General features: G+C 53.3%; 21 protein-coding genes, 1 tRNA gene and 1 pseudogene. 11 read left to right on the top strand and 12 right to left on the bottom strand.

Annotated features, from left to right (window positions below):
• Positions 1-300: 300 nt before the first annotated feature.
• Complete coding sequence (locus VSX58_RS03730; RefSeq protein WP_327616871.1) at positions 301-774, bottom strand: GNAT family N-acetyltransferase; 474 nt, start codon at positions 772-774, stop codon at positions 301-303.
• 137 nt (positions 775-911) lie between these two features.
• On the opposite strand from VSX58_RS03730, the gene VSX58_RS03735 reads away from it, so the two are divergent.
• From VSX58_RS03735 to VSX58_RS03750, 4 genes are all read left to right on the top strand, one after another.
• Positions 912-1,088, top strand: coding sequence for a hypothetical protein (locus VSX58_RS03735; RefSeq protein WP_327616872.1), 177 nt, complete (start codon positions 912-914; stop codon positions 1,086-1,088).
• Between the two features lie 297 nt (positions 1,089-1,385).
• A complete protein-coding gene (locus VSX58_RS03740; protein ID WP_327617061.1) occupies positions 1,386-1,841 on the top strand; it encodes a cupin domain-containing protein in 456 nt (151 codons plus the stop codon).
• Positions 1,842-2,178: 337 nt separating this feature from the next.
• Positions 2,179-2,835 (top strand): VOC family protein, encoded by a 657-nt coding sequence (locus VSX58_RS03745; RefSeq protein WP_327616873.1) that lies wholly within the window; start codon positions 2,179-2,181, stop codon positions 2,833-2,835.
• Between the two features lie 155 nt (positions 2,836-2,990).
• Positions 2,991-3,518 (top strand): GNAT family N-acetyltransferase, encoded by a 528-nt coding sequence (locus VSX58_RS03750; RefSeq protein WP_327616874.1) that lies wholly within the window; start codon positions 2,991-2,993, stop codon positions 3,516-3,518.
• Positions 3,519-4,074: 556 nt separating this feature from the next.
• On the opposite strand, the gene VSX58_RS03755 is transcribed toward VSX58_RS03750, so the two are convergent.
• A tRNA-OTHER gene (locus tag VSX58_RS03755) sits at positions 4,075-4,155 on the bottom strand.
• Positions 4,156-4,166: 11 nt separating this feature from the next.
• Positions 4,167-4,379: a transcription antiterminator/RNA stability regulator CspE gene (gene cspE / locus VSX58_RS03760; protein ID WP_327614873.1), complete on the bottom strand. Its 213-nt coding sequence runs from the start codon at positions 4,377-4,379 to the stop codon at positions 4,167-4,169.
• A 382-nt stretch (positions 4,380-4,761) separates the two neighbouring features.
• On the opposite strand from cspE, the pseudogene VSX58_RS03765 reads away from it, so the two are divergent.
• A pseudogene (locus VSX58_RS03765) lies at positions 4,762-5,049 on the top strand (tyrosine-type recombinase/integrase); the annotation flags it as partial.
• Between the two features lie 422 nt (positions 5,050-5,471).
• Here the strand turns inward: VSX58_RS03765 and VSX58_RS03770 are convergent.
• Both VSX58_RS03770 and ftnA read right to left on the bottom strand, forming a co-directional pair.
• On the bottom strand, positions 5,472-5,828 hold the full coding sequence (locus VSX58_RS03770; RefSeq protein ID WP_327616875.1) for a YebY family protein: 357 nt from the start codon (positions 5,826-5,828) through the stop codon (positions 5,472-5,474).
• A gap of 393 nt (positions 5,829-6,221) precedes the next feature.
• The gene (ftnA, locus tag VSX58_RS03775; RefSeq protein ID WP_327614877.1) at positions 6,222-6,737 is read right to left on the bottom strand and encodes a non-heme ferritin; all 516 of its coding nucleotides are present in this window, start codon (positions 6,735-6,737) and stop codon (positions 6,222-6,224) included.
• 524 nt (positions 6,738-7,261) lie between these two features.
• Between ftnA and VSX58_RS03780 the strand changes: the two genes are divergently transcribed.
• The gene (locus VSX58_RS03780; protein ID WP_327616876.1) at positions 7,262-7,492 is read left to right on the top strand and encodes a DNA polymerase III subunit theta; all 231 of its coding nucleotides are present in this window, start codon (positions 7,262-7,264) and stop codon (positions 7,490-7,492) included.
• Positions 7,493-7,791: 299 nt separating this feature from the next.
• Here VSX58_RS03780 and VSX58_RS03785 read toward each other — a convergent pair whose 3' ends face one another.
• A complete protein-coding gene (locus VSX58_RS03785) occupies positions 7,792-9,828 on the bottom strand; it encodes a S9 family peptidase (protein ID WP_327616877.1) in 2,037 nt (678 codons plus the stop codon).
• Positions 9,829-10,166: 338 nt separating this feature from the next.
• Here VSX58_RS03785 and purT point away from each other — a divergent pair, with 338 nt between their 5' ends.
• Complete coding sequence (purT, locus tag VSX58_RS03790; RefSeq protein WP_327616878.1) at positions 10,167-11,348, top strand: formate-dependent phosphoribosylglycinamide formyltransferase; 1,182 nt, start codon at positions 10,167-10,169, stop codon at positions 11,346-11,348.
• Positions 11,349-11,409: 61 nt separating this feature from the next.
• Here the strand turns inward: purT and VSX58_RS03795 are convergent, their stop codons facing one another.
• Both VSX58_RS03795 and zwf read right to left on the bottom strand, forming a co-directional pair.
• Complete coding sequence (locus tag VSX58_RS03795; RefSeq protein WP_327616879.1) at positions 11,410-12,051, bottom strand: bifunctional 4-hydroxy-2-oxoglutarate aldolase/2-dehydro-3-deoxy-phosphogluconate aldolase; 642 nt, start codon at positions 12,049-12,051, stop codon at positions 11,410-11,412.
• A 146-nt stretch (positions 12,052-12,197) separates the two neighbouring features.
• Positions 12,198-13,673 carry a glucose-6-phosphate dehydrogenase gene (gene zwf / locus VSX58_RS03800; protein ID WP_327616880.1) on the bottom strand — a complete coding sequence of 492 codons (1,476 nt, stop codon included), beginning with the start codon at positions 13,671-13,673 and terminating at the stop codon, positions 12,198-12,200.
• 366 nt (positions 13,674-14,039) lie between these two features.
• On the opposite strand from zwf, the gene VSX58_RS03805 reads away from it, so the two are divergent.
• Positions 14,040-14,933 carry a MurR/RpiR family transcriptional regulator gene (locus tag VSX58_RS03805; RefSeq protein WP_327616881.1) on the top strand — a complete coding sequence of 298 codons (894 nt, stop codon included), beginning with the start codon at positions 14,040-14,042 and terminating at the stop codon, positions 14,931-14,933.
• A gap of 160 nt (positions 14,934-15,093) precedes the next feature.
• Positions 15,094-16,536, top strand: coding sequence for a pyruvate kinase (gene pyk / locus VSX58_RS03810; RefSeq protein WP_327614884.1), 1,443 nt, complete (start codon positions 15,094-15,096; stop codon positions 16,534-16,536).
• A gap of 54 nt (positions 16,537-16,590) precedes the next feature.
• Here the strand turns inward: pyk and lpxM are convergent, their stop codons facing one another.
• The 3 genes from lpxM to znuA all read right to left on the bottom strand — a co-directional run bounded on the left by lpxM (position 16,591) and on the right by znuA (position 20,164).
• Positions 16,591-17,571: a lauroyl-Kdo(2)-lipid IV(A) myristoyltransferase gene (lpxM, locus tag VSX58_RS03815; RefSeq protein WP_327614945.1), complete on the bottom strand. Its 981-nt coding sequence runs from the start codon at positions 17,569-17,571 to the stop codon at positions 16,591-16,593.
• A 226-nt stretch (positions 17,572-17,797) separates the two neighbouring features.
• Positions 17,798-19,120, bottom strand: coding sequence for a murein DD-endopeptidase MepM (gene mepM, locus VSX58_RS03820; RefSeq protein ID WP_327616882.1), 1,323 nt, complete (start codon positions 19,118-19,120; stop codon positions 17,798-17,800).
• Between the two features lie 12 nt (positions 19,121-19,132).
• The gene (znuA, locus tag VSX58_RS03825; protein WP_327616883.1) at positions 19,133-20,164 is read right to left on the bottom strand and encodes a zinc ABC transporter substrate-binding protein ZnuA; all 1,032 of its coding nucleotides are present in this window, start codon (positions 20,162-20,164) and stop codon (positions 19,133-19,135) included.
• A gap of 75 nt (positions 20,165-20,239) precedes the next feature.
• Between znuA and znuC the strand changes: the two genes are divergently transcribed.
• Together znuC and znuB are read left to right on the top strand one after the other, a co-directional pair.
• Complete coding sequence (znuC, locus tag VSX58_RS03830) at positions 20,240-20,998, top strand: zinc ABC transporter ATP-binding protein ZnuC (RefSeq protein WP_327616884.1); 759 nt, start codon at positions 20,240-20,242, stop codon at positions 20,996-20,998.
• Positions 20,995-21,780, top strand: a complete 786-nt coding sequence (znuB, locus tag VSX58_RS03835) for a zinc ABC transporter permease subunit ZnuB (protein WP_327616885.1) — start codon at positions 20,995-20,997, stop codon at positions 21,778-21,780. The genes znuC and znuB overlap by 4 nt, the downstream gene beginning before the upstream one ends.
• Before the next feature lie 9 nt (positions 21,781-21,789).
• Here the strand turns inward: znuB and ruvB are convergent, their stop codons facing one another.
• Positions 21,790-22,794, bottom strand: coding sequence for a Holliday junction branch migration DNA helicase RuvB (gene ruvB / locus VSX58_RS03840; protein ID WP_327614890.1), 1,005 nt, complete (start codon positions 22,792-22,794; stop codon positions 21,790-21,792).
• Position 22,795 lies beyond the last annotated feature (1 nt).

Genomic DNA, 22,795 nt, shown 5'->3' on the forward strand with positions numbered 1-22,795 from the left:
TTCCCTTATTGAATCCCGCGGCAAGCGGCCAACTCCCGCCGCCGACGGAGATACGGGTACGGGAGCCGTTTCCGCTTCAATTTCGCTTTACATCCGACAATGTAACCTTACCCACGCAATACAGTTCTATACACTTAGCGTGCTATCTTTCTATCAACCCTTTGATGTTGTGTGTGTGTCTTTAATGTTGTGTTACCCATCCCTGCCAAGAGTCGTTTTCCCGCCCTGCGGCGGGATTTTTTTTGCCTGCATCCGGCGAACGCTTACGCCGCTCCGCTGCTCACGCCGTTTTGACGCGCCTTACGCCTGCCAACGCATTTCCATACAGCGAAGATTCGCCCCCGCCAGCCTGGAAGGATAAAGACTCTCTCCGAGCGGCGTGAATCCGTTTTTTTCATAGAAGCCACAGGCATTCGGCGTAGAGGCGAGCATCAGCGTGTTGAAACCGCGCCGTTTAGCTTCTTCTTTGATCGCATTCAGAATCGATGTCGCCATCCCTCTGCCGGCGAACTCGGGCAGGGTGAAAATCGCCTCTACGCATCCGATCGCGAGATCCAAAAAACCCGTGGCCGCAGGATATTGGCCGCTCGGATCGTCAACGACGAAGAACGGATTATCCGCTACGGCCCGGCGATATCCTTCCGGCATGCGTTCTGGCGTCCAGGCCGCGAGTATCTTTGCGTCATAGACATTCTTGCAACCGTGTCTGAGCGCTCTGTTCCTGACAATCCATAGCTTTTCTGCTTCATCGGGCGATGCTCGTCTAACGTTCATAGCGCCTCCGGCGGGGAGTGTTGCTTCATGGGTTGCCAAATCGACTTGCCGTAAAATAAAAACCATTTAATCTAAATAGATATCACCTGCTGATTCAACTATCATTTCACAATCGTTTTATTTTAAATGGATTTTATATGGCAATATTTATTCGCATATGGTTTCAGTTCGCAACCATTTATACCTGTTTGACCATCAGCGACCAAATTAGCGATCTCTACTTTAACTGCGCGCAGTGGCCGTGGATTATTGGTCTGTTGGCCGCCGTGATTATCGGCGCCGTAGCTATCGGCAAACTTAATACGCTGCGCTAACGATTTATCGGCGTTCATATTAATTAGCCGCATAATCCATGATGCGTAAAACGCGACGCCTATTCAGTAACAAACATACTCATACCTGGTAACAAAAAAGGTTCGCCGGAATAAATCAAAAAATAAATTAATTTTTATTTTTCAAATTCTTATAAAAATTACCGTGCGCTATCCCGCGCTGGTTATCAGAAAAGCGGTTGAGGTAAAATGTTACGCTGTATGAAACGCGTTCCACGTGTTTCAGGGAGTGCGGCATTGCGTCGTTCGGCATCAATATCTTATATAGGTCATGAGTTAATGAAAAAATCGAAACTGTTTCTTTTGACGGTTGCCAGTTTATCCCTTCCCCTTGCCGGATATGGCGAATCCGCAAAAACAGCGAACAATAGCGACGCGCGGATACCGGCAATCAAGCTTATTAATACATCCGACAACCATTCCGCCTTTTTAACCGGGAGTATTCCGGCGCTGGAAAAAATTCCGGCTAAACAATTCTGGATCAGCAACTCCACCGAGGAGTGGGAGAAAAACACGCATCCGGCGCCGAGAAAACAGTATGTCGTCACGCTAAAAGGCAAGCTGAAGTTTAAAGTCAGCGACGGTTCGACATTCACCATCGCCCCGGGTACCGTACTGCTTGCAGAAGATACCCAAGGCGAAGGACACAGTTGGGAAATGGTCGAAGGCAGCGAATGGGTAAGAGCCTATATTCCAATCACCGACGCCAACGATTATTTTACTTCGGACAAATAACCATTAATTCGCGGAAAGCCCCGGACGAACCGGCCGCATAAAATCGGACCGTTTGCATCCGGCGCCTGACAAAGAGTCGGCTGATTGATACACTCAATCGGCCTCTCTATTCACCGTAACCAAATGAATAACAATCAGAAGGCGGGGATAAAACCTAATAGCCTCTCCCTTAGGCTATGGGCTAATGCCGATCGTTTAAGCATCGAGATACACGGGGCGACCACCGGGGTGAGGCGTCCCTACGGGAACCTCCCCCGGTGTTTTCCCTAAAAATCAGCTTAAGTGACCCGCATTCGGCTATAGGCTGTCTTTTCACCAAACGATAAAACGAGTTGTTATGGAAGTTGACCATATTCTTATCTGCTCCCCCAACCGAGCAAATATTGCAGACGCGCTGGTTAATGCCGGTTTTGCTGAAGGATCAGGAAACAGCCATCCGGGACAGGGCACCGCCAACCGCCGCTTTTTCTTTAACAATGCCTACCTGGAATTCCTCTATCTGGAAGAGAGCCTGGAATTGACGCCGGCCGATCGGGATAAGCTGGATATCCGGAGAAGATTTAACCGCGCTGACCACGGACGCTCCCCTTTCGGCGTCGGTTTCCGCCCGTCTGAATTGAACGAAAACGCGCCCTTCCCTCATTGGGTGTATAAACCGTCCTATTTACCGGACGGATATAGCATTAACGTTGGCGACGCCTCAACCAACGAGCCGTTATGGTTCTTCCTGGATTTCGTTTGCCGTCCGGACCGACTACCGTCAGCAAAACAGCAGCCCCTCAATCACCCATGCGGCGTAGCAACACTGACCTCGGTGCGGCTGTCGGTCAGCAAAGGGACGGCGCTTTCACCGGCAACGCAGCGTATTATTGAGTCTGGCGCGGTTGCAGTGAACTTTGATACGCGGCATTCACTGGAAATGACTTTTGACCATCGCCGGCAAAATAAGCGCCTCAGCCTTCTACCGGACGCATCCGTGACGATTTACTATTAACGCCGTTTTTCACCAACGTATCGGTTAACAAGCCGCGCATCACGCGGGAGGTTAACCGACGCAGCCGATATAAATAGCGCCTCACGGCGTAAATATTCTGGATGCATTCATGTATCCTCTCCAGAAATAACACGCGCACTCCGGGGTTAATATAAATGAATAGCTATAGAATCAGGCCGGCCTCTCACCGCGAAATAGAACAACTACTGATAATAGAAAAGAAGGCGGGTGATATATTTTCATCATTGCCTGATGATTTTTTATCCCGACTGCCCAGCGACATGCCAACTCACGGCGTTGAATTTTATAAAAAATCGATCGATGAAGGCTGCTGCTGGGTGATTGAGGATGATTCAAAAATCGCCGGTTTTATATGCACGGAAAACATAGAAAGCGAAGAGACAATACATATCAATGAATTAGATGTTCTTTACGGTGAACAAGGCAAAGGTCTGGGAAGACGATTATTGGATTTTATTATCGATGACGCCAAAAGAAAAAATAAGAAAATAACATTAACGACATTCAGAAATGTGCCGTGGAATGCGCCCTTCTATAAAAAGGCCGGCTTTCGTTTTACGCACAATAGCGAGCTAACCGCTAGATTAAGATCCATATTGGCGGAGGAGTCAGCGCTAGGATTGCCGCTAGAATATAGATGCGCCATGATTCTCCATAGCTGAGCGGTGATGGCACACTTTGGACTCAGTTTGCTATCCGCCACCGCCTCTGCGCTTTTCTCCTTTTGCGTAGATTTTTGCGCAGTTAGCGTAATGGGTTTCTTGATATATTATCGGCGAGCAGTCATGTAGCTCAGTCCCTGCGCTTCACACTGATTTTTCGGTAACCCCCAGCCTAGATCTGAGGGAGCCCTATAAATTTGGGAAAGAATTCTGTCAGTGCGACGAAGGTTTCGTGCGCACTAACCATTGTCGAATTATGCGGTTATCGCCGAATGCGCCCGACACGGAGCTACACTCCAGCCCCCCGAGCCCGGGCTTTTCGCGGGAAATGATGAACCCCGTTGGGGGTCACCCTAGGGGCCAGCGCAAGCGCTGGCTTTCGCGGCGGCCTCGCCCACCTCAGCGCGATTTTTTTTACGCGAAGGAAAAAACAACATACTGTTATTTATGATAATTCATTAAATAACGTTTAATTATTTTCTAGGGATTCCTTAGCAGCCTAGCTGGGGGTTTTTATGCACAAAAAAGCCACCGCGTTAGCAGTGGCTTAATGAATTGGGCCGCCATCGAGGATTCGAACCCCGGCCCTACTTCCTAAAACAAAAGCATCGCTCTAACCGTGCTGAGCTAATGGCGGATTTGGCGATTTTAAATCGCGGACACATTACCAGCGGAAGGACCTTTCGCACCACTTTCGATGGTAAATTCGACACGCTGACCTTCAGCCAGAGTTTTGAAACCGTTATTTTGGATAGCAGAAAAATGTACGAATACGTCTTTGCTACCATCTTCTGGCGTAATGAAACCGAACCCTTTGGATTCATTAAACCATTTTACTGAACCAGTCATCTTGTTAGACATAGATATCACCTTAATATACAGAGCCTTTCGGCGAAGAAGGTTCGCGCCACAGGATTTAATTAATAACGATAAGAAGGCTCAAAAAGAAGGATTATCTATGGATAACGCTTGAGATGAGAACTGCTTTACTAAACCGCTTTATTAGGTCTGTGTACCAAACCGATGAGTCATTAACGCACGTTTAACATTTTTAAGCAAGCAATAAAAAAACAAAAAATCTGCTCAAATGGCGGGTTTTATAGTTCTACACAAACACAACATACCGCTAAGCCGCGACCAGCTCCAGTCGCTTACCCAAAGCTGTAATTACCTTTTGTATGGTGTCGATTTTCGTTGAGTGATGCAGGTCAAAAGCCGGGTTACCTCCTGCTTTTTAACGCCCATAGCCAGCAAGGGCGATTATTTGATTAGCGCCGGCGTCAGAAAAAATAGTCCTGACGGCGTCATGAACCCGACAGTCTGACTGAGGGGTTTGTCAAAGCGAGAACGTCCGCGGGGATCATGTTTGATGATAATCCCCCAACCTTTCATGGAATACGAAGTCTGGCTGGTCGACTCTATGAGAAGGAACGAGGAAAGGAGTTTGCCCAGAAGTTATTGGGGGCATAAATCGGCCAAAATGACAGACAAGTATCTGGATACCAGGGGCAAAGAATACACCTATCTATAAAAAGACCGAATATAGAATCTTAACGCCGATCGTTTAAGCATCGAGATACGCGGGGCGACCACCGGGGTGAGACGTCCCTGCGGGAACCTCCCCCGGTGTTTCCCCTAAAAACCGGCTTAAGTGAACGGCATTAGAATATAGAATCTCGGGTCAATTAAAATAAAATTCTTATAAATCAATAAATTAAAAAAAGACCGGATACGATTCCTGTACCCGGTCTAGGGAAACGGCTCTTGGGAGAGAGCCTTGCGCTAAAAGTTGGCATTTTTACAAGCTGAACTAGCCTTGTAACCTAAGCGTAGTCAACTCCCCCACATTTTCCAGTTCTCCGCCAGGCGTAATTATTACAATTGGAACAAATATCACACTATCGGTTAACTGAAAAAATCAAGGCATTAACATTTACATAAAAATCAGTGCCTTCACGGCTGGCCGTCGGGTTGGCAAAGCTGTTCGGCAAGCTGAACAAAAGGTTGCAGGCTCTTCTTATGTCCTGGGTTATTGGCATCGTCCAGCCAGATGGCGTCTATCGGTTGCGCCTTTACCAATCCGGCTTTCATCTGCGCGATTGCGGCGTCATTGAGCGGATATTGCATCAACGTGCCGGTATGGAGGGCAAACAGCGCTTTTCCCGGCCGGCAAATCAACTGCACCTCTTCCCGCGTGAAGGCCCATCGATCTCCGTACTGTAACCGGCTGATATTCGCCAGTTTTGCCGCAGCAAAAGCATCCGCCGAGGCGGAAACGAGAATAAGAGTTAGCATTAGTTTCTTCATCATGATGTTCCTGAGCATGATTGTTTAGACGCCTGCGCCCATCGCGGCCATATCGCTTTCCGCCCTCAAAAGACGGACCTCAAACCCTATAAAACAGAAGGTTACTAGATATATGCCGTCTGAGAAGATCATAACGATAGCGATCGCCGAAGTCGAGCGGCAAGGCCCGCATCCCGGCAAGGTGGATGACTTAAAAGAGACATAACAAGGTGCGGCGACGGGGCGTTTACCGGCGCGCAATCAGAAGGCGCGGCGAAATGGGGTTCTTCGTTTAACGGCAATGCGCGCCGATGCGCATTGCCGCTCTCTCTTACTCTGGCACACTCGCGACGAATTGCCTCAGTCAGGTCGTTTTTTGCACTCGGTCCGGACTGGCGATATGTCAGGCCGGAATACTCAGGCTGACGCGCCGCCTGCGACGCCGGCCGCCATTTTCTTCAGATCCTGATCGATAAAGAACAGGCCGCCTTCGCTGGTATTAACCAGCGACAGCTTATCGAGGATGGAGTTGAACAGTTTTTCTTCTTCATGCTGTTCCGCGACATACCATTGCAGGAAGTTGAATGTAGAATAATCCTGTAAGGTCATGGCCTCATGAGCCAGCTCATTAATTTTCGCCGTGATCAGTTGCTCATGTTCATAGGTCTGTTTGAATACGTCGGCCAGCGAGGCGAAATCCACCGGCGGCGCAGGAATAGCGCCTAAAATCGGCAGGCTGCCGGTATCATTAAGATAGTCGAACAGGCGTTGCATATGCTCCATTTCTTCCTGAGAGTGCACTTTCAGAAAAGCGGATGCGCCTTCAAAACCTTTATCGCCACACCAGGCGCTCATCTGTAAGTATAAATTAGCGGAATAAAACTCGAGGTTAAGCTGCTCGTTTAGTTTTTGAATCATTTCTTTTTTTAACATGGTTATTCCCTATTTCTCTGGCAGGTAAATGTGTTGCGGCTTATTATGCCTGAATATCAAAAATAAAAACATATTATTAACCAAATTAACATTAAATATTTTAACATTTAAAATCATATAGTTAACTATTATTTATTGATATTGATTTTTATTTACAATAAACAATCGCGATTATTATTGATAATCATTTTTATTATCGATGATAAAAGTTAAATATATATACCCAATAGATTTCGCGCTGCAGGAAAAAAACGCCGAAGCGTTCGAGTTTGCTGACAAAGTCCGATGAACGGCAATAATGGGTGATAGGTTTGTCAACAGTCTGAAACGCCACAGCGCTTGCGTCACCCCCGAAGGAGCGAGGCCGGCGATGGGCCGGGTAATAAAGTCAACGCCCAGGCAACGTAAAATCCGACCGGGAGATTTCCCTTATTTTGAATATCAGGCGATATTGCCGAGACTTGCCATTTTTCAGACTCTGCTTTACCTTGACGCACAACGCGTCTTAGCAGGAGAACCTTCCCATGGGATACAATTTGGCGGATCTTTCCAAAGAAGAGATGGACAAAGTCAATGTGGATTTGGCGGCATCAGGCGTCGCCTTCAAAGAACGCTATAACATGCCGGTGATCCCGGAGATGGTGGAGAAGGAACAACCGGAACATCTGCGCGGCTATTTCCGTGAACGCGTCGGGTTTTACCGCCAGCTCTCTTTGCAGTTCTCTCGCCTGCCCTACGAGCCAAAATCAAAATAACATCCGGTAATTATTGCGCTGTCGACCCATTTTATCTTGAAAAAAGATATTTTTCCCCTTGCATCTCGGGCAAAACAGGCGGTTAATAGATTGGCAAACCAACCTTTTACCAAGCGAGGTCAGAAATGAGTAAAGGAATGGACAGCAAAAAGAACGGCAAGAAAAAACCCCTGAAAACCGCGGCGGAAAAACGCGCGGAAAAAAGGGCCAAGAAGGCGCAGCCACAGGCGGACGCCGCTCGTTAAGGTCAGCTGTTGCCGCTCGGTAAACCCGCCGTCAGCGGGTTTACCCTCAGAGGCTCACGCCGTTTCCAGCACCATCAGCAAAAACGCATACTCCAGCGCAACATCCTCGTAGTGTTTAAAGCGGCCCGATTTCCCGCCGTGTCCCGCATCCATGTCGGTATAGAGCAATAGAAGACGCTCGTCCGTTTTCATTTCACGCAGCTTGGCCACCCATTTCGCCGGCTCCCAATACTGCACCTGCGAGTCATGCAATCCGGTGGTAACCAACATATGCGGATAATCCTGCGCCTTTACCCCGTCATACGGGCTGTACTGCTTGATATAGTCATAGTACGCGCGATCGTTGGGGTTGCCCCACTCGTCATATTCGCCGGTGGTCAGGGGAATCGACTCATCCAGCATTGTGGTCAGGACGTCGACAAACGGAACCTGGGCGACAACGCCCTTAAATAAATCCGGCGCAAAATTCACTACGGCCCCCATCAATAGCCCGCCGGCGCTGCCGCCCATGGCAAATATTTTTTGTCGCTCGCCGTAGCCTTTTTCCGCCAGCGCGGTTGAGATATCGATAAAATCGGTGAACGAATGCATTTTGTTCAGTAGTCGTCCGTCGTCATACCACTGCTGCCCCAATTCGCCGCCGCCGCGAATATGGGCCAGGGCGAAGACAAAACCCCGGTCCAGCAGGCTCAGACGGCTCACGCTAAAATCCGGCTCCATGCTGCTGCCATAGGCGCCATAACCATATACCAGTATAGGATTCCGTCCCGGCTGGAAATGTTCGCGGTGATACACCAGGGAAACCGGAACTTCAATGCCGTCCCGGGCGGTGATCCACAGACGCTCGCTGCAATAGTTATCCGAAGTGAAGTTCCGCACTTCGGCCTGCTTGAGCAACTGCTGCCGGCCGGTATCCATATTCAGCTCGTAAAGTGAACTTGGCGTGGTCATTGAAGCATAGCCGTAACGCAGCAGTGCGGTTTCCGGCGTCGGATTATAGGACAGCCAGGTGACATAACTGGGGTCATGGAAAGTGATATTTTTCTCTTCCCGCGTCTGCCAGTGGATTTGCCGCAGACGGGTTAACCCGCGCTCCCGCTCTTCCAGCACCAGCCAGTCGCGAAACAGTTCAAAACTTTCCAGCACCCGATGCTCCTGCGGCGCAACCAGCGTTTCCAGCTCCGCTTCCCCCGCCGTCCGCGTGCGGTACAGGCCAAAGTTTTTCCCCTCCCGGTTGGAGCGCAGATAAAACGCGTCCCGATAGTGGTCCACGTCATACTCATGATCCTTACGCCGGCCGATAAACGCCAGCGGCGCCGCGTCATCCTTCGCCGCATCGATCAGCAACACTTCCGTACTGGTAGTGCTGCTGAGATAAATCGTGATATAGCGTTCCGAGGTTGTTTTCCCCAGGCTGACGTAATAGGCATCGTCCCGCTCTTCATACACCAGTTCGTCGTCCGCTGGCTCGCAGCCCAGACGATGGCGATAAACCTGGTACGGCAACAGCGTTTGCGGATGTTTGCGCACGTAATAGAGAATGCGGGAATCGGCCGCCCATTCCGCCCCGGAAGAGACCTTTTCGATAACATCAGGCAGCCACTCGCCGCTCTTAAGATCGCGAAAACGGATGTCATACTGCCGGCGCGAGAGAAAATCTTCCGATAACGCCAAAATTTGATTATCAGGGCTGACCTCCAGCGCCCCCAAACTATAGAACTCGTGATTTTCCGCCCGTTGATTGCCGTCCAGCAGCGTCTCCCACTCATCCGTCGCGGACTCGGGCTGACGCCGGTAAATGGGATATTCCTTACCCGGGTCATAACGACTCTGATAGCGGTAACCCTTTCTGACGTAGGGAACCGACATATCCTCCGACGGTATTCGGGCGACCATTTCATGATAGAGCGACTGCTTCAGGCCGTCATAGGGCGCCATCACCGCGCCGCTATAGTCATTCTCCTCGCGGAGATAGGCCAATATATCCGGGTCGGCCCGCTCATCGTCGCGCAGCCAATAGTAGTTATCGATGCGGGTATCGTTATGAATAGTCAAAGGATGGGGTCTTTTTGCTGCTTGCGGTGGGGTCATGGTGGTCCTTCTGTTGTTAAGTCGCGCCGATGGATCTAATGCCGATCGTTTAAGTATCGAGATACACGGGGCGACCACCGGGGTGAGGCACCCCTACGGGAAGCTCCCCCGGTGTTTCCCCTAAAAATGGGCTTAAGTGAACAGCATTGCGCCTATGGATCAGGGATAAAAGCTGCTGAAATCTAGAGTGGCACGATTACCCGATTATGCCAAGCGACGGGGAAACATTACCGGTGCGCATTGGCGCGGGCGCGATCTCCCGTCTCCGCCCCGGATGCGCGCGCAAACGTTTTCGTTTATACTGCGCCGGTTTTTCACTACCAGATCAGGATAGCATTATGTCAACGATTGGAACCGCCCTGCGTCCCGACGCCACGCGCGTGATGTTGCTGGGCTCCGGCGAATTAGGCAAAGAAGTGGCGATTGAGTGCCAGCGGTTGGGTCTTGAGGTTATCGCGGTCGATCGCTATGCCGACGCGCCGGCCATGCAGGTTGCGCATCGCAGCCACGTCATTAACATGCTGGACGCCGAGGCGCTGAAGGCGTTGGTCGAGGCGGAACGCCCTGACTATATCGTGCCGGAAATTGAAGCGCTGGCCACCGATATGCTGGTTCAGCTCGAACAACAGGGGAACCGCGTCGTCCCCTGCGCGCAGGCAACCCGGCTGACGATGAATCGTGAAGGGATTCGCCGTCTGGCCGCCGAAACCCTGGGCGTTCCCACCTCTAGCTACCGCTTTGCCGACAGCGAGGCTGGCTTTCGTCAAGCCGTCGCGGACATCGGTTATCCCTGTATCGTAAAACCGGTGATGAGCTCATCCGGCAAAGGACAAAGCCTGATCCGCGAACCCCGGCAGTTGGAGAAAGCTTGGCAATATGCTCAGCAAGGCGGACGGGCCGGCGGTGGGCGGGTTATCGTTGAAGGTTTGGTTAATTTCGATTTTGAAATCACGCTGCTGACCGTTCATGCGGTGGATGGCATCCACTTCTGCGCCCCGATAGGGCATCGTCAGGAGGACGGCGATTATCGCGAATCCTGGCAGCCGCAGCAGATGAGCGCGCAGGCGCTGACGCGGGCGCGGGCAATAGCCGGCGAGGTGGTTAAGGCGCTGGGCGGCTACGGGTTATTTGGCGTTGAACTGTTCGTATGCGGCGACGAGGTGATCTTCAGCGAAGTTTCTCCGCGCCCGCATGATACCGGCATGGTGACGATGATCTCTCAGAATCTGTCAGAATTCGCGCTGCATGTACGCGCATTTCTAGGGCTGCCCATCGGCGCCATTCGTCAATACGACGGCGCCGCCGCATCCGCGGTGATTCTCCCCGAGCTGGAAAGCCGGAACGTTCGCTATCAGGGGCTGGAAAACGCGCTACTGCCCTTTACGCAGATTCGTCTGTTCGGCAAGCCGGAAATCGGCGGTAAACGCCGTATGGGCGTGGCGCTGGCCGCCGCGCCCACCGTTGACGAAGCCGTGGAGCTGGCGAAAAAGGCCGCGTCCGCCGTCAAGGTCAGCGGATAGTTTTTAGCGGGAGAGTAAAAAGCCGCCCATAAAACATAGGCGGCTTCAGCAAGGCAAAACGTTACGCCTGCGCGCCCGCGACCGCTTCACGCGCCAGTTGGGTAATACGCGCATAGTCGCCGCTTTCCAGCGCGTCGTTCGGCACCAGCCAGGAGCCGCCGACGCACAGTACGCTTTTCAGCGCCAGATAATCGCGGTAGTTTTTCGGCGAAATGCCGCCGGTCGGGCAGAAACGAATCTGGGCGAACGGGCCGGCGATCGCCTGCAGCGCTTTCACGCCGCCGTTGGCCTCGGCCGGGAAGAACTTAAACTCGCGCAGACCATAATCCATGCCCAGCATCAGTTCGGATACGGTGCTGATGCCCGGAATCAGCGGAATGCTGCCGGCCGTCGCCGCCTTCAGCAGCGGCTCGGTTAGCCCCGGGCTGATGGCGAACTGCGCGCCGGCTGCGGTTACGTCGGCCAGCTGCTGCGGGTTGGTCACCGTACCGGCGCCGACAATCGCTTCGGGAACTTCTTTGGCGATGGCGCGAATAGCCTCTACGGCGCAATCGGTGCGCAGAGTCAGCTCCAGAACGCGGACGCCGCCGGCGACCAGGGCTTTCGCCATCGGCACCGCATGCTCCGGTTTGTTGACCACAATCACCGGAACGACGGGACCCGCCGTCAAAATTTGTTCCGCGCTGGTTTTCCAGTTTTTCATCAAAAGTTATCTCCAGTCATGCCACCAGGCAATCATTAATCATCTGGCGCGCCCCTGCCACAGGGATCTGCATGAACTGCAGACGTCCGACCGCACCGTTAGCCATACATAAAACCGCAATTACCCTATGCGTCATCACGCCGACGCTATTCAAATTCATTCCAGGAACGACCGTCGCGGGTGATCATCGCCACCGATGCCACCGGCCCCCAGCTACCGGCCTGGTAGGGCTTCGGCGCGTCGTTATCCATGGACCATGCGTCCATAATCGAATCCACCCACTTCCAGGCTTCTTCAACCTCATCCCGGCGCACGAACAGCGCCTGGATCCCGCGCATGGTTTCCAGCAGCAGACGTTCATAGGCGTCGGCCAGGTGCTGCTGATTAAATGTTTCCGAGAAGCTCAAATCCAGCTTCACCGTTTGCAAACGGTGCTTATGCTCCAGTCCGGGGATCTTATTCAGGATCTGAATTTCGACGCCTTCATCCGGCTGTAAGCGAATAATCAGTTTATTCTGCGGGAGCTGCTGATAAGAGTCGCGAAACAGATTCAGCGCGGGATTTTTAAAGTACACCACGACTTCAGAGCATTTAGTCGGCAGGCGTTTACCGGTGCGCAGATAAAAAGGCACGCCGGACCAGCGCCAGTCGTCGATATCAACCCGAATGGCGACGAACGTTTCGGTGTCGCTGGTCTTATTGGCGCCCTCTTCCTCCAGGTAGCCGGGGACTTTGTTCCCCTGAACAAAGCCGGAGGTATACTGACCCCGCACCGTCGTTTCATGCACGTTGTTGCGATCGATACGGCGTAATGAGCGCAGCACTTTGACTTTTTCGTCGCGAATACGGTCGGTGGTCAGATCGGAAGGCGGCGACATGGCGATCATGGTCAGAATCTGCAACAGGTGATTCTGAATCATATCGCGCATCTGGCCCGCTTTATCAAAATAGCCCCAACGCCCTTCAATCCCGACCTCTTCCGCAACCGTGATTTGCACATGATCTATCGTGCGGTTGTCCCAGTTGGCGGAGAACAGAGAGTTGGCGAAACGCAGCGCCAATAGGTTCAGCACCGTCTCTTTACCCAGGTAATGGTCAATGCGGTAAACCTGGCACTCATTAAAATACTCGGCCACCCGATCGTTAATCGCCCGGGAAGAGGCCAGATCCGTACCCAGCGGCTTCTCCATCACCACGCGAGACGGCTCTTTGTTCAGCCCGGCGGCGCCCAGCCCGCGGCAAATCGCGCCGAAGGTGCTGGGCGGCATGGCGAAATAGTTGATCGTGGTGCGATTTTCCTGGTCGAGCATATCGCCCAACTTGCCAAAGCCTTGGGTATCTTCCACATCAAGATTGCAGAAATCCAACCGGCTGCTTAACGTGTCCCACAACGCTTCATCAATCGGCTCTTTCATAAAGGTATCCAGCGCTTCGCGGATAACGCGGGTGTATGCCGCTTTATTCCAATCGGCTCGCCCTACGCCGATGATCCGCGTGTCTGGATGAATATGGCCTGCTTTTTCCAGTTGATACAGTGAAGGCAGCAATTTACGGCGCGCCAAATCGCCCTTAGCGCCGAAAATAACCAGGTCGCACGCCTGGGCTGTTGAAGTTACCGCCATGTTTATCTCCTCGTTGCGGGATTTTGTAATTTTATTACAAGCGTAATGTACTCTTTTTGACGCCGGCCAGTAAACCCGGTAAAAAGCGCAAACATCATCTTGATGGCTTACCGGCGCAGGCGAAAAAACCGGCCTGTCGCCAGGAATCACGCGCGCGTCGCATTCCCTGGAAGAGAAATTTTTTACCGTTTCTGACAGCGGATTACCTTTCTGAAAGTTAGACACATGTCATGTTCTGGTAAAAAAAGCGCGCGACTTCCGGCTTCGCCCTCTGCCAACCGTCGCCAGGTCGGTGTATATTTTCACAAAATCCGTATCGTGTGCGCCTTTGACTGCAATCGGAAAAACTGACATGGCCCTTTTTATATGAATATGCTGGAAAAAATTCAGAACCACCTGGAACTGCTAAGCAAGTCGGAAAGAAAGGTCGCCGAAGTTATTCTGAGCGCGCCGCAAACGGCCATCCATTCCAGCATCGCGACCCTGGCCAAAATGGCCGCAGTCAGCGAGCCTACCGTCAACCGCTTCTGCCGGCGGTTGGAAACCAAAGGCTTTCCCGATTTTAAACTGCGTCTAGCGCAGAGCCTGGCGAACGGCACACCTTATGTGAATCGTAACGTCGAAGAAGATGATAATGTCGACGCCTATACCAGCAAAATCTTTGAATCGACGATGGCGGGACTCGAGCATGTGAAATCCCGTCTCGATATCGCCGCCGTTAACCGGGCCGTGGATGTGCTGACGCAAGCGAAAAAAATCTCTTTCTTCGGCTTCGGCGCGTCGGCCGCCGTAGCGCATGACGCCATGAACAAGTTTTTCCGCTTCAATATCCCGGTGGTTTATTTCGACGATATCGTGATGCAGCGCATGAGCTGTATGAATTCCGCCGACGGCGATGTCGTCGTGCTCATTTCTCATACCGGCAGAACTAAAAGCCTGGTTGAAATGGCTCGCCTGGCGCGTGAGAATGATGCGACGGTGATTGCGATAACGTCCGAGGGCACGCCCCTCGCTCGCGAATCTTCTCTGGTGCTGCTCGTCGATGTGCCGGAAGATACCGATGTTTATATGCCAATGGTATCCCGTATCGCGCAGCTTACGCTGATTGACGTGCTGGCTACCGGTTTCACGCTGCGGCGCGGAGCAAAATTCAGGGATAACTTGAAGCGAGTCAAAGAAGCGTTGCGAGAATCGCGTTTTGATAAAGAGGAACCGTTTATTAACCCCCTCAATGAGTTCGTTAACCGCGGTTCCTTTTAAAGCGTCATTGCTATTTGACGCAATACACTTACACCATACGCCAGGTTCAATACGGAATTCGGGTAACCCAGATGAAATAGTTTCGTTGTAAAGTTACATTTCATCGCGTTATCCGACATTAATCGAAACACTACTGCTTCACAAGTCAACGGAGTTATACATGTCCAGACGGCTCAGAAGAACCAAAATCGTCACTACCCTGGGGCCAGCCACCGATCGCGATAATAATCTGGAAAAGATTATCGCCGCAGGCGCGAACGTAGTACGCCTGAACTTTTCTCACGGCACCGCGGAAGATCACCAGCTGCGCGCCAATAAAGTTCGCGAAATCGCCGCCAGACTAGGTTGCCACGTCGCTATTCTCGGGGATTTACAGGGTCCAAAAATTCGCGTATCTACCTTCAAGGAAGGTAAAATTTTCCTGAACATCGGCGATAAATTCCTGCTGGATGCGAACCTGCCCAAAGGCGAAGGCGATAAAGAAAAAGTCGGTATTGATTACAAAGGCCTCCCCGCCGACGTTGTCGCCGGCGATATTCTGCTGCTGGATGACGGCCGCGTGCAGCTGAAGGTCCTGCGGGTCGAAGGCATGAAGGTTTACACCGAAGTCACCGTCGGCGGTCCCTTGTCCAACAATAAAGGAATTAACAAACTCGGCGGCGGCCTTTCCGCCGAAGCGCTGACGGAAAAAGATAAAGAGGACATCGTCACCGCCGCTAAAATCGGCGTGGATTATCTGGCGGTATCCTTCCCCCGCACCGGTGAGGATCTCAATTACGCGCGCCGTCTTGCTCGCGATGCGGGCTGCCACGCGAAAATCGTCTCCAAAGTGGAGCGCGCCGAAGCGGTCGCCTCCGATGAGGCCATGGACGATATCATTCTTGCGTCCGATGTCGTCATGGTCGCCCGCGGCGATCTGGGCGTCGAAATCGGCGATCCCGAACTGGTTGGCATCCAGAAAAAACTGATTCGCCGTGCCCGCAAGCTCAACCGCGCGGTCATCACGGCGACACAGATGATGGAATCCATGATCACCAATCCGATGCCGACGCGCGCGGAGGTGATGGATGTGGCCAACGCCGTGCTGGATGGCACCGACGCCGTGATGCTTTCCGCTGAAACCGCCGCCGGGCAGTATCCGGCCGAAACCGTGGCCGCAATGGCGAAAGTCTGTCTTGGCGCGGAGAAAATTCCCAGCATCAACGTCTCCAAACACCGTCTTGACGTTCAGTTCGATAATATTGAAGAGTCAATCGCCATGTCGGCGATGTATGCCGCCAACCACCTGAAAGGGGTGACGGCGCTGATCGCCATGACGGAATCCGGGCGCACCGCGCTGATGATGTCGCGTATCAGTTCCGGCCTGCCCATTTTCGCTATGTCGCGTCATGAACGCACGCTGAATCTGACCGCGCTTTATCGCGGCGTAACGCCGGTACACTTCGACAGCTATACCGACGGCGTCGCCGCCGCCAACGACGCGGTCATCCGGCTGCGGGATAAAGGCTTCCTGATGTCCGGGGATCTGGTGATTGTGACCCAGGGCGATGTGATGGGCACCGTGGGAACCACCAACACCACGCGCATCCTGCGGGTGGAATAACCGGTAAAAGTAGAGCGGCCATGCCTGAAAAAACGGGCATGACCGCAAAAAGCGCTATGTCCGCTTTTTGCGGTACAGATCGTCCCGGCAATAGGGTTCGATTTCGCCCGGCTTACGGGTTTTCAACAGCTTTAGGATCCAGGTGTACTGCTCCGGATTCGGTCTGACCAGAATTTCAACTTCCTCATTCATGCGGCGAGCGATGTATTTGTCGTCGGCATCGGCCAAGTCGTCCATTGGCGGTCGGATAAAAACGTCGAGACGGCTCTCTTTGGCGTTATACGCCGGAAACAGCGGAACGATATCGGCGCGACAAACTTTCATCAGGCGGCCAATCGCCGGCAGCGTCGCCTTGTAAGTGGCGAAAAAATCGACGAACTCGCTGTGCTCCGCCCCGTGGTCCTGGTCGGGAAGATAATACCCCCAGCACCCTTGCCGCACGGAAGTGATGAAGGGCTTGATACCGTCATTGCGCGCGTGTATACGCCCGCCGAAACGACGGCGCAGCGTATTCCACCAATAGTCCACCAGTTCGTTTTTCTGGTTGTGAAACATCGCGGCCATGCGCTGTCCGCGGGAGGTCATCAGCATAGCCGGAATATCGACGGCCCAGCCATGCGGCACCAGAAAAATCACATTCCGGCCCTGCGCTTTTAATTTATTCAGTATCTCTTCGCCGTGCCAGCGGACGTGTTTCTCCACCTTTTTAGGGTCGCGGATGCCCACATCCACCATCATCACCATCGCCTGCGGCGCCGTGGCGAACATATCATCGATAATCGCTTCACGCTGCGCCTCGGTTAACTCAGGCATGCAATACAGCAGGTTAATACGCGCCCGTCGACGGGCGCCCTTGGCAAACCGCCCGACCAGACGGCCTAATCCGCCCAAAACCGGGTTTCTCAAACGCGCGGGGATATAGGCGGCGACGGCTATCGCCCCGATGCCCAGCCAGGTTCCCCAATATTGCGGGTAATAAAAGGCTTTCTTGAACTGAGGAATAAACTCAGCGCTGGTTTTTTTCTCTTTTTCCATCATCAACTCTTCAAATAAAGCGCAAGCAAAAACATCAAGAACCGATATCCCATCAATCCACCGGCGCCGGGCGTTTTTTCCAGGGCGCGGAAAAACGTCGACCGGGGAGACGAAATCTGTAAAAGCCGCTATTGAGGTTAACATACCGGCAACGTGCAAAAATGAAAGGGGTAATAAATGAAAACGCCGGCAGCAAGCTGCCGGCTGGATAATTCGCCATCAGCGACTAATCAAACTGAAGCTGCGGCACAACTTCTTTTACCTGCGCCAGATAATCGCGACGTTCCTTACCGCTCAGGCCTTCAGAACGCGGCAGCTGCGCGGTTAGCGGATTGACGGCCTGCTGGTTTATCCAAAACTCATAGTGCAGATGCGGGCCGGTGGAACGCCCGGTGTTGCCGGACAGACCGATGCGATCGCCGCGCTTAACCTTTTGCCCCGGCTTCACCAATATACGATTCAAATGCATATAGCGCGTGGTGTACTGTCGGCCGTGTCGTATCGCGACATAGTTGCCCGCCGCGCCGCTGCGCTTGGCGATAAGCACTTCCCCATCGCCGACGGCCAGCACCGGCGACCCCACCGGCATGGCGAAGTCGACGCCCTTATGCGGCGCCACGCGGCCGGTAACGGGGTTAAGACGTCGCGGATTGAAATTAGAAGAGATGCGGAACTGCTTGATGGTTGGAAAACGCATGAACCCGCGCGTTAAACCGGAGCCTTCGCGATCGTAAAATTTGCCGTCTTCGGCGCGGATAGCGTAATAATCCTTCCCGCCGCTATTCAGGCGAACGCCCAGTAATTCGCTCTGTTCGCTACGTCCATCCAGCATCTCGCGGGACATCAGCACCGCGAAGGAGTCATCTTTACGCAGCTTGCGGAAATCCAGCTGCCACTGCAGCGCTTTGATCACCGCGCTGATTTCACCGTGGGTTAACCCGGCGTTTTTCGCGCTGTTGACGAAACTGCCGTTTAAGCGCCCCGAAAGCACGCTGTTGCGCCACTCGCCTTTCAGGGTGTCGATCCGCTCTTTAAAATCGGCGCCTACGCGTTCATACACCCGGGTTTCACGCCTCGACATTTGCCAGGTCAGACTCTGTAAGTCGCCATTCTCATTGAGCGTCCAGGATATCTGCTGACCGATTTTAAGATTACGCAGCGCCGGATTTCCTTCGGCAAGCTGGGTGACGTCCGCAATGTCGATGCCGTACTGGGTTAGGATGCTGCTTAACGTATCGCCGGTCGAAACGACATATTCATGCACGGCGCCGTCTTCATCGGTTTTGTCATCCAGCTCATCCTGAGGAATATCATCATCAGGCGTGGGCTGATCGATAGGTTCGCTGGCTTCCGGGGTGAGCGTGCGCAGTTGGTTGGCTTCCAGCGCGACGTCTTTCACCAGTACCGGCGCGTCGTTAACGGGGGGATAAACAAAAGGCCGCCAAACGGCGACGGCCAGTGTAATAACGGTAAGCGACCCCAGCATCACGCGGTGGGGTCGAGGTAGGCTGTTATACGCCAGAGAGATAGTTCGGACTATCCGCTGCACTTATTCGTATCCTCATGATTTTTCCTCCAGGCAGCTCAGATACTGGCTCGACAGATGCGACAAGAAGTTCACATAGCTATCTTTACCCAGTGCGATATCGCTTCCCAACGGATCCAGCACGCCCGAGCGCACGTCGGTTCCTTTGGCGACAGCATTAATAACGGCCGGCCTGAATTGTGGCTCAGCAAAAACACATACGGCTTTATGCTCAACCAACTGTGTTCGAATCTGATGTAAACGCTGCGCTCCAGGTTGGATGGCGGGGTTAATCGTAAAATAGCCTAATGGACTTAAACCGTAGCGTTGCTCAAAGTAGCCGTAGGCGTCATGAAACACGAAATAACCCTTACCCCGCACAGGCGCTAGCATGTTAGCAATTTTTTTGTCTGTCTGCGCGATTTTATCTGTGAAATAAAGCAGATTCGCGTCTAGTTTGTCCTTATTTTGAGGCATAAGTTCCAATAATTTTGCGTGAATGGCGACGGCGGCCTGTTTCGACATCTCGGGAGAGAGCCAAATGTGCATATTGTACTCGCCGTGATGATGCCCATCGTCCCCCTCTTCAGGCTCTGAAGCGGCGCTTTGGCGGTGTTCATCCGCATGTTGGGCATCATGATGATGCTCATCGTCATGCTCATGATGGTGTTCGTCGTCATGTTCATGGTGATGTTCAGTTTCTTTTATCAATTGCGCTTTTATTGACGGTAATTCCGATAACTTGATTTGTTTTGCCGGCGCAATCTGCGACAATGGCTTCCCTAAAAAGGCTTCCATCTCCGGGCCGACCCAAATGACCAGTTCGGCGGACTGTAAACGCTGGACATCGGACGGACGCAAGGCATAATCGTGAGGCGAAGCCCCGTTGGGCAGCAGAACGCCCGTCGGCGTAATGCCCTCCGCGATCGCCGCGGCGATAAACCCCAGCGGGCGGATTGATGTGACCACCTCAGCGGAAGCGGTATCGATCGACGCACCGGAAGCGATCAGTGCGCTGGCGACAAACACACTTTTTAACCATGTTTTTTGCTGAATATGCTGTTGCATCGCATGTTATCTCATTATTTTTAACGTGTAGTTTGTTATATTATAACATTACAGAATCTCTGCAAATCGAATTCTATGTCCACATTGGTATCACTCAATCATATTGCGGTGTCATTCGGCAGCCGCAACGTGCTGTCGGATGTCTCGCTGTCGCTACAGGCGGGACGTATTCTTACGCTGCTCGGGCCTAACGGCGCGGGCAAATCAACGCTGGTTCGCATCGTGCTTGGCCTGCTGTCGCCCACATCGGGCACGCTGCAAAAAACGCCGGGGCTACGGATTGGCTATGTCCCGCAAAAACTGCACCTGGATGCGACGCTGCCTTTGACCGTCAGCCGTTTTATGCGCCTGCGGCCCGGCGTTAAACGACAGGATATTCTGCCGGCGCTGAAACGCGTTCAGGCGGCGCATCTGCTGGAGCAGCCGATGCAAAAGCTGTCCGGCGGGGAGAATCAGCGCGTCCTTCTGGCCCGGGCGTTATTGAATCACCCGCAGTTGCTGGTGTTGGACGAACCGACGCAGGGCGTGGACGTCAACGGCCAGCTCGCGCTGTACGATCTTATCAACCAGCTGCGTCAGGAATTTAACTGCGGCGTACTGATGGTCTCTCACGATCTCCATCTGGTTATGGCGAAAACGGATGAAGTGCTGTGCCTCAACCAGCATGTCTGCTGTTCCGGCACCCCCGAAGTGGTCTCCCTGCATCCCGAATTTCTGGCCATGTTCGGCCATCGCGGCGCCGAACAGCTGGCGGTTTACCGCCATCATCATAATCATCGTCACGATTTGAACGGACGCGTCATTCTGAAAAGACAGGGGGGAAACGACGCATGATTGAGCTTTTGTTTCCCGGCTGGCTGGCGGGGATTTTCCTGGCCGTTGCGGCGGGTCCGCTGGGTTCGTTCGTCGTCTGGCGACGTATGTCCTACTTCGGCGATACGCTGGCTCACGCGTCGCTGCTGGGCGTCGCCTTCGGTTTGCTGCTGGACGTTAATCTGTTTTATGCCGTCATTGTTGTTACCCTGGCGCTGGCGCTTGGGCTGGTGTGGCTGGAACGGCGTCCCTATCTGTCGATTGATACCCTGCTGGGAATTATGGCGCACAGCGCGCTGTCGCTCGGGCTGGTGGTTGTGAGCCTGATGGATAACGTCCGGGTGGATCTGATGGCGTATCTGTTCGGGGATTTGCTCTCCGTTACCCGCGACGATCTCGGGATAATCGGCTGCGGCGTCGCCGTGGTGATTGCGGTGCTGGGCTGGCAATGGCGGGCGCTATTATCCATGACGATTAGCCCCGAACTGGCGCATGTCGACGGCGTCAATCTCCAGCGTACCAAGCTGATTCTGATGCTGGTCACCGCGCTGACGATCGGCATATCCATGAAGTTTGTCGGCGCGCTCATCATTACGTCGCTATTGATTATCCCCGCCGCCAGCGCCCGGCGTTTCGCCCGGACCCCGGAGCAGATGGCCGCTTTGGCGATAGGCATCGGCATGGCCGCCATTACCGGCGGCCTGGCGTTTTCCGCCGGCTACAACACGCCGGCCGGCCCTTCAGTGGTACTTTGCGCGTCTCTGTTGTTTGCCGTCAGTTTAATCAAGAAACAGCCTGCGTAACGCAGGCTATCACGCTTCGCGCGTCAGGCCGAAATGGCGGTACGCGTGTTGCGTCGCCATTCTTCCCCGCGGCGTCCGCTGAATAAACCCTTGCTGAATCAGAAAAGGCTCGATGACGTCTTCTATGGTTTCCCGCTCTTCGCCGATGGCCGCCGCCAGGTTATCCAACCCTACCGGGCCGCCGGTGAATTTATCAATAATCGCCAGCAACAGTTTCCGGTCCATGTAGTCGAAACCTTCGGTATCCACCGCCAGCATATCCAACGCCAGCATGGCTACCTCGGCGGTAATCGCGCCCTCGGATTTAACCTCCGAGAAGTCGCGCACCCGCCTCAGCAGCCGGTTGGCGATACGCGGCGTACCGCGCGAACGCCTGGCGACTTCCCGCGCGCCGTCATCGGTGAGGTCAAGCCCCAGGCACCGCGCGCTGCGGCTGACGATATATTGCAAATCCTCAACCTTATAAAATTCGAGCCGTTGGACGATGCCAAAACGATCGCGCAACGGCGAGGTCAGGGATCCGGCGCGGGTCGTGGCGCCGATCAGCGTGAACGGCGGCAAATCCAGCTTAATCGAACGGGCCGCCGGCCCCTCGCCAATCATGATATCCAGTTGGTAATCTTCCATCGCCGGATACAGCACCTCTTCAACGACGGGCGACATGCGGTGGATCTCATCGATAAACAGCACGTCATGCGGTTCCAGATTGGTCAGCAGCGCCGCCAAATCCCCGGCTTTTTCCAGTATCGGACCGGATGTGGTGCGCAGATTCACGCCCATTTCATTCGCGACGATATTCGCCAGCGTGGTTTTCCCCAGCCCCGGCGGGCCGAAAATCAACAGATGATCCAGCGCGTCGCCGCGCTTACGCGCCGCCTGAATGAAAATTTCCATCTGCTCGCGCACCTGAGGCTGCCCGACGTACTCCGCCAGCAGTTTCGGCCGAATGGCGCGGTCAATAAATTCCTCTTCGGGGATAGCCTCCGCGGAAATCAAGCGATCTGCTTCAATCATG

The sequence above is a fragment of the Brenneria populi genome (genome assembly GCF_036016195.1).
Lineage (GTDB): Bacteria > Pseudomonadota > Gammaproteobacteria > Enterobacterales > Enterobacteriaceae > Brenneria > Brenneria populi.

What these genes read in the sequence shown, in the direction of transcription:
- VSX58_RS03730 (WP_327616871.1), bottom strand. Translation starts at nt 774, where the DNA reads ATGAACGTTAGACGAGCATCGCCCGATGAAGCAGAAAAGCTATGGATT.
- VSX58_RS03735 (WP_327616872.1), top strand. Translation starts at nt 912, where the DNA reads ATGGCAATATTTATTCGCATATGGTTTCAGTTCGCAACCATTTATACC.
- VSX58_RS03740 (WP_327617061.1), top strand. Translation starts at nt 1,386, where the DNA reads ATGAAAAAATCGAAACTGTTTCTTTTGACGGTTGCCAGTTTATCCCTT.
- VSX58_RS03745 (WP_327616873.1), top strand. Translation starts at nt 2,179, where the DNA reads ATGGAAGTTGACCATATTCTTATCTGCTCCCCCAACCGAGCAAATATT.
- VSX58_RS03750 (WP_327616874.1), top strand. Translation starts at nt 2,991, where the DNA reads ATGAATAGCTATAGAATCAGGCCGGCCTCTCACCGCGAAATAGAACAA.
- cspE (WP_327614873.1), bottom strand. Translation starts at nt 4,379, where the DNA reads ATGTCTAACAAGATGACTGGTTCAGTAAAATGGTTTAATGAATCCAAA.
- VSX58_RS03770 (WP_327616875.1), bottom strand. Translation starts at nt 5,828, where the DNA reads ATGATGAAGAAACTAATGCTAACTCTTATTCTCGTTTCCGCCTCGGCG.
- ftnA (WP_327614877.1), bottom strand. Translation starts at nt 6,737, where the DNA reads ATGTTAAAAAAAGAAATGATTCAAAAACTAAACGAGCAGCTTAACCTC.
- VSX58_RS03780 (WP_327616876.1), top strand. Translation starts at nt 7,262, where the DNA reads ATGGGATACAATTTGGCGGATCTTTCCAAAGAAGAGATGGACAAAGTC.
- VSX58_RS03785 (WP_327616877.1), bottom strand. Translation starts at nt 9,828, where the DNA reads ATGACCCCACCGCAAGCAGCAAAAAGACCCCATCCTTTGACTATTCAT.
- purT (WP_327616878.1), top strand. Translation starts at nt 10,167, where the DNA reads ATGTCAACGATTGGAACCGCCCTGCGTCCCGACGCCACGCGCGTGATG.
- VSX58_RS03795 (WP_327616879.1), bottom strand. Translation starts at nt 12,051, where the DNA reads ATGAAAAACTGGAAAACCAGCGCGGAACAAATTTTGACGGCGGGTCCC.
- zwf (WP_327616880.1), bottom strand. Translation starts at nt 13,673, where the DNA reads ATGGCGGTAACTTCAACAGCCCAGGCGTGCGACCTGGTTATTTTCGGC.
- VSX58_RS03805 (WP_327616881.1), top strand. Translation starts at nt 14,040, where the DNA reads ATGAATATGCTGGAAAAAATTCAGAACCACCTGGAACTGCTAAGCAAG.
- pyk (WP_327614884.1), top strand. Translation starts at nt 15,094, where the DNA reads ATGTCCAGACGGCTCAGAAGAACCAAAATCGTCACTACCCTGGGGCCA.
- lpxM (WP_327614945.1), bottom strand. Translation starts at nt 17,571, where the DNA reads ATGGAAAAAGAGAAAAAAACCAGCGCTGAGTTTATTCCTCAGTTCAAG.
- znuA (WP_327616883.1), bottom strand. Translation starts at nt 20,164, where the DNA reads ATGCAACAGCATATTCAGCAAAAAACATGGTTAAAAAGTGTGTTTGTC.
- znuC (WP_327616884.1), top strand. Translation starts at nt 20,240, where the DNA reads ATGTCCACATTGGTATCACTCAATCATATTGCGGTGTCATTCGGCAGC.
- znuB (WP_327616885.1), top strand. Translation starts at nt 20,995, where the DNA reads ATGATTGAGCTTTTGTTTCCCGGCTGGCTGGCGGGGATTTTCCTGGCC.
- ruvB (WP_327614890.1), bottom strand. Translation starts at nt 22,794, where the DNA reads ATGATTGAAGCAGATCGCTTGATTTCCGCGGAGGCTATCCCCGAAGAG.